The sequence below is a fragment of the Halobacterium sp. CBA1126 genome (assembly GCF_009741975.1).
Lineage (GTDB): Archaea > Halobacteriota > Halobacteria > Halobacteriales > Halobacteriaceae > Halobacterium.
This window is the reverse complement of sequence record NZ_WPCF01000151.1, coordinates 1-4,550: the sequence shown is the minus strand read 5'-3', so window position 1 is coordinate 4,550 and position 4,550 is coordinate 1. Positions and strand designations below refer to the sequence as shown.

At 69.9% G+C, this 4,550-nt stretch carries 5 protein-coding genes and 1 pseudogene; 4 read left to right on the top strand and 2 right to left on the bottom strand.

Annotation, left to right across the window (positions count from 1 at the left end):
• Together GJ634_RS14225 and tmk are read right to left on the bottom strand one after the other, a co-directional pair.
• Nucleotides 1-256: hypothetical protein (locus GJ634_RS14225; protein ID WP_157503517.1), on the bottom strand; the 256-nt coding region annotated here is incomplete at its 3' end.
• A 2-nt stretch (nt 257-258) separates the two neighbouring features.
• A complete protein-coding gene (gene tmk, locus GJ634_RS14220) occupies nt 259-849 on the bottom strand; it encodes a dTMP kinase (protein ID WP_157503516.1) in 591 nt (196 codons plus the stop codon).
• Between the two features lie 129 nt (nt 850-978).
• Between tmk and GJ634_RS14215 the strand changes: the two genes are divergently transcribed.
• The 4 genes and pseudogenes from GJ634_RS14215 to cofC all read left to right on the top strand — a co-directional run.
• Nucleotides 979-1,866: a complex I NDUFA9 subunit family protein gene (locus tag GJ634_RS14215; protein WP_157503515.1), complete on the top strand. Its 888-nt coding sequence runs from the start codon at nt 979-981 to the stop codon at nt 1,864-1,866.
• 188 nt (nt 1,867-2,054) lie between these two features.
• Nucleotides 2,055-3,236, top strand: a complete 1,182-nt coding sequence (locus GJ634_RS14210) for a tubulin/FtsZ family protein (RefSeq protein ID WP_157503514.1) — start codon at nt 2,055-2,057, stop codon at nt 3,234-3,236.
• The gene (locus GJ634_RS14205) at nt 3,214-3,993 is read left to right on the top strand and encodes a hypothetical protein (RefSeq protein WP_157503513.1); all 780 of its coding nucleotides are present in this window, start codon (nt 3,214-3,216) and stop codon (nt 3,991-3,993) included. Before GJ634_RS14210 ends, GJ634_RS14205 begins: the two co-directional genes overlap by 23 nt.
• Nucleotides 3,994-3,997: 4 nt before the next feature.
• Nucleotides 3,998-4,550 (top strand): annotated as a pseudogene (gene cofC / locus GJ634_RS14200) (2-phospho-L-lactate guanylyltransferase); the annotation flags it as partial.

Here is a 4,550-nt window from a genome sequence, read left to right as displayed (position 1 = left end):
TCGCGGCGACGAGCGCGCCGCCGACGACTCGGACGGCCGTGAGGGCGGCGCTGTCGACCGTAAGCGCGAGGAGGGCGTCGACGACGTCGAAGAGCACGAGGGCCGCGAGCACGGCGTGTTTCGAGGGGCGGCGCCGCGGGCCGTCGCCGGGTGCGGGCCAGCGGACGCGGAAGTTCTCGGGGAACAGCGCCGGCAGGCGAATCGGCGGCAGCTTCAGGGAGAAGCCGCCGTCGTCCTCGCGGTCGTCGTCGGGCATCGCTACTCCGCGGCGAGCACGCGGTCGAGGACGTCCTCGGCGTCCGCGAGGACGGCCTCCGGGGACTGTGTGGCGTCGATGCGGACGAACCGCTCGGGCTCGTACTCCGCGAGCTGCTCGTAGTTCTCCCGGACGCGGGAGAGGAACTCCACCTGTTCGAACTTGTTCGTGGCGCCGGCGCGGGCGGCGCCGGTCTCGGGGTCGACGTCGAAGAACAGCGTGAGGTCCGGGGGGCGCGTCCACGGCTGGTGGACGCCGCGGACGTACTCCATCGGGCGGTCGACGACGCCCTCGAGGGCGACGCCCTGGTAGGCGTACCGGGAGTCCGAGTACCGGTCCGAGATCACGACGTCGCCGGCGTCGAGGGCGGGCCGGACGACCCGGGAGAGGTGGTCGGCGTGGTCGGCGGTGTAGAGGAACAGCTCCGCGAGCGGGTCCGCGTCGTCCTCGCCGATGGACCGCCGGACGGCGTCGCCGTACCACGAGTCCGTGGGCTCGCGGGTGAACGTGTAGCCGTCGCCGCGGGCCTCGCGCAGGGCCTCCCAGACCGTGGTCTTGCCGCTGCCGTCGATGCCCTCCAGCGTGACGAGCATGCCGGAAGGACGGCGACGGACGTACTAACGGCTTCGGGTTCCGAGCGGCCCCGGAGCCGGCGGCGCTCGCCGGTAGATTCCGCCGCGCTCGGGCATAGTTTTAGGGAGTTGCCCGCCGTCCTCGGGGACATGGACGTGCTGGTCACTGGCGGAACGGGATTCATCGGGACGCATCTGTGCCGCGAACTCGCCGACCGGGGCCACGACGTGACCGCCCTGTCGCGCCACCCCGAGGACGCGGACCTGCCCGACGCCGTGGAGACCGTGGTCGGGGACGTGACCGCCTACGACTCCGTCCGGTCGGCCGTCGAGGGCCACGACGCGGTCGTGAACCTCGTCGCGCTGTCGCCGCTGTTCAAGCCCAGCGGGGGCGACGACCGCCACTTCGAGGTCCACCTCGGCGGCACCGAGAACGTCGTCGAGGCCGCCGAGGACGCGGGCGTGGAGTACCTGCTCCAGCTGTCGGCGCTCGGCGCGGACCCCGACGGGTCGACGGCGTACATCCGCTCGAAGGGGCGCGCGGAGGACGTCGTGCGGAGCTCCGAGCTGGCGTACACCATCGTGCGGCCGTCGGTCGTGTTCGGTGACGGCGGGGAGTTCGTCTCGTTCACGAAGCAGCTGACGACGCCGTACGTCACGGGGCTGCCGGGCGGCGGGAAGACGCGGTTCCAGCCCATCTGGGTCGGCGACCTCGTGGGGATGCTCGCGGCGGCCGTCGAGGACGACAGCCACTGGGGGGAGACGTACGAGCTCGGCGGTCCCGAGGTGTTGACCCTCGGGGACGTGACCCGGCTGGTCTACCGCTCGGAGGGGAAGTCCGTGCGGGTGCTCCCGGTGCCGATGCCGCTCGCGGGCGTCGGGATGCGGCTGGCGGACCCGCTGCCGTTCGTGCCGTTCGGCACCGACCAGTACCGGTCGCTGAAGTTCGACAACACGGTCGCGGCCAACGACGTCGGCGCGTTCGGCGTCGACGAGTCGGAACTGACGACGCTGTCGGCGTACCTCGGCACCGAGTAAATCGTCAGCGCGTAGACACCAGCCGTCAAACTTAAACTTACCGAGGAGTCGGGTCGACAGCGTCCCCGGCGGAGAGTCACCGACTGCGCCCCGTCTGTCGAAAACCGGTTCCGCCGCTGAACCGTCGGACACGTGTCTGCAAAAGCCTTATACCCTCGTTTCTACTCTAACTGTGCAAAGGGTTCCGTATGAAACTGGCAATGATCGGGTTCGGCCAGGCGGGCGGTAAGATACTCGACAAGTTCCTCGAGTACGACAAGCGGCACGACTCCAACATCGTGCGTGCCGCGGTCGCCGTCAACACCGCCAAAGCCGACCTCATGGGCTTGGAGCACGTGCCGAAGGAGAATCGCGTCCTCATCGGGCAGTCCCGAGTGAAGGGCCACGGCGTCGGCGCCGACAACGAACTCGGCGCGGAGATCGCCGAGGAGGACATCGACGAGGTGCAGGGTGCAATCGACTCCATCCCGGTCCACGAGGTCGACGCGTTCCTCGTCATCTCCGGGCTGGGCGGCGGCACGGGCTCGGGCGGCTCCCCGGTCATCGCCAAACACCTCAAGCGCATCTACACCGAACCCGTCTACGGCCTCGGCGTGCTGCCCGGCAGCGACGAGGGCGGCATCTACACGCTGAACGCCGCGCGGTCGTTCCAGACGTTCGTCCGCGAGGTCGACAACCTCCTCGTCTTCGACAACGACGCGTGGCGGAAGTCCGGCGAGTCCGTGCAGGGCGGCTACGACGAGATCAACGAGGAGATCGTCACCCGCTTCGGCATCCTGTTCGGCGCCGGCGAGGTCGAACAGGGCGGCGACGTCGCCGAGAGCGTCGTCGACTCCAGCGAGATCATCAACACGCTCGCCGGCGGCGGCGTCTCCACGGTCGGGTACGCCTCCGAGACCGTCGACAACGACACCTCCGGCAGCGGCCTGCTGTCGCGGTTCACGGGCGGCGACGACGACACCCTCGAGGACTCCGCCTCGACGACGAACCGCATCACGAGCCTCGTCCGGAAGGCGGCGCTCGGCCGGCTCACGCTCCCCTGCGAGATCGAGGGGAGCGAGCGAGCGCTGCTGGTCACCGCGGGCCCGCCGAAGTACCTCAACCGGAAGGGCATCGAGCGCGGCCGCAAGTGGCTCGAAGAGCAGACCGGCTCGATGGAGGTCCGCGGCGGCGACTACCCCGTGCCGGACTCCCAGCAGGTGGCCTCCGTCGTCCTGCTGTCGGGCGTGAACAACGTCCCGCGCATCAAGGAGCTGCAGGAGGTCGCCATCGAGGCGCAGGACAACATCGACGACATCCGGGAAGAAAGCGAAGAGAACTTGGAGGAATTGGTCGAAGACGACGACGATGAACTTGAACCGCTGTTCTAAGCTAGCGGTCGCTCTCGTCGTCGTGCTCGCCACCGCGGCCGTCCCAGCCGCGGCCGTCTCGGTCAGCGGCGACACCCCGGACAGCGTCGAGGTCGACGCCAGCCAGAACCTCACCTACGAGGTCACGGACCTCTACACGGACTACGACCAGTGGACGCTCCAGGGCCAGACCGAACTCACGGGCGTCTCGTGGACGGTCACGCTGTACGACCAGACCGGCGCGCAGATCGACCGGCTGACGTACAACGGCCAGAGCTTCGAGCAGTCCATCGAAGCGAGCGAGGACGTCAACAGCGTCACGGTGCGACTCGAGGGCACCGTGCCGGCCGTGGAGTCGTACTCCTACGACCCGGCGCAGTCGATGACGCTCGCGTCGTTCGCGCAGGTCCAAGAGGGCGGCACGTCGACGACGCTGACGACCTACGAGACGCGGCCGTACACGCAGGCCAGCGACGAGGCCCGCACCGCCATCGGTGACGCCCAGGACGCCATCGAGAACGCCCAGAACCAGGGCGCGAGCGTCAGCGGCGCCGAGGGCGACCTCGAGGACGCCATCGAGTTCTACAACAGCGGGAACTTCGAGCAGGCGGTCAGCAACGCCGAGGAGGCCGAGTCCGCGGCGAACAGCGCGGCCTCGTCCGCGGAGCGCACCGACCTCATCATCATGGTCGGCGCGGCGCTGGTCGTCCTGCTGTTGATCGCGGGCGGCGTCTACTGGTACCTCCAGCAGCGGGACACCTACGACAAGCTCGGCTGAGGGAATGCGGACCCTCGTCCCGTTCGACCCGACGAACCCGAACACGCGCCTCTCCTCGCTGCTCTCGCCCGCCGAGCGCCGCGAGTTCGCGGCGGCGATGCTCGCGGACGTCCTCGCCGCCGTCCGCGAGGCCGGCGGGACGCCGACCGTGCTGGCGACGGAGCCACTCGACAGCGTCGACGCGCCAGTAATCGTCGACGACCGGTCGCTGTCGGTCGCGGTGAACGACGCGCTCGCCGAGGGCCGCCCAGCGGCCGTCGTGATGGCGGACCTCGCGCTGGCCACGCCTGACGCGCTCGAACGGCTGTTCGACGCCGACGCGACGTGGTCATCGCGCCGGGTCGCGGCGGCGGCACGAACGCGCTCGTCGTCCGCCACCCGGAGTTCAGCGTGGACTACCACGGCACCTCCTTCCTCGACCACGTCGCCGCCGCCGAGGCAGCGGGCGCGTCCGTCGAACCCGTCGACTCGTTCCGGCTCGCGGTCGACGTCGACGAGCCCGCGGACGTCCTCGACGTGCTCGTGTACGCCTCGGGCGAGGCCGCCGACTGGCTCCG

What these genes read in the sequence shown, in the direction of transcription:
- tmk (WP_157503516.1), bottom strand. Translation starts at nt 849, where the DNA reads ATGCTCGTCACGCTGGAGGGCATCGACGGCAGCGGCAAGACCACGGTC.
- GJ634_RS14215 (WP_157503515.1), top strand. Translation starts at nt 979, where the DNA reads ATGGACGTGCTGGTCACTGGCGGAACGGGATTCATCGGGACGCATCTG.
- GJ634_RS14210 (WP_157503514.1), top strand. Translation starts at nt 2,055, where the DNA reads ATGAAACTGGCAATGATCGGGTTCGGCCAGGCGGGCGGTAAGATACTC.
- GJ634_RS14205 (WP_157503513.1), top strand. Translation starts at nt 3,214, where the DNA reads ATGAACTTGAACCGCTGTTCTAAGCTAGCGGTCGCTCTCGTCGTCGTG.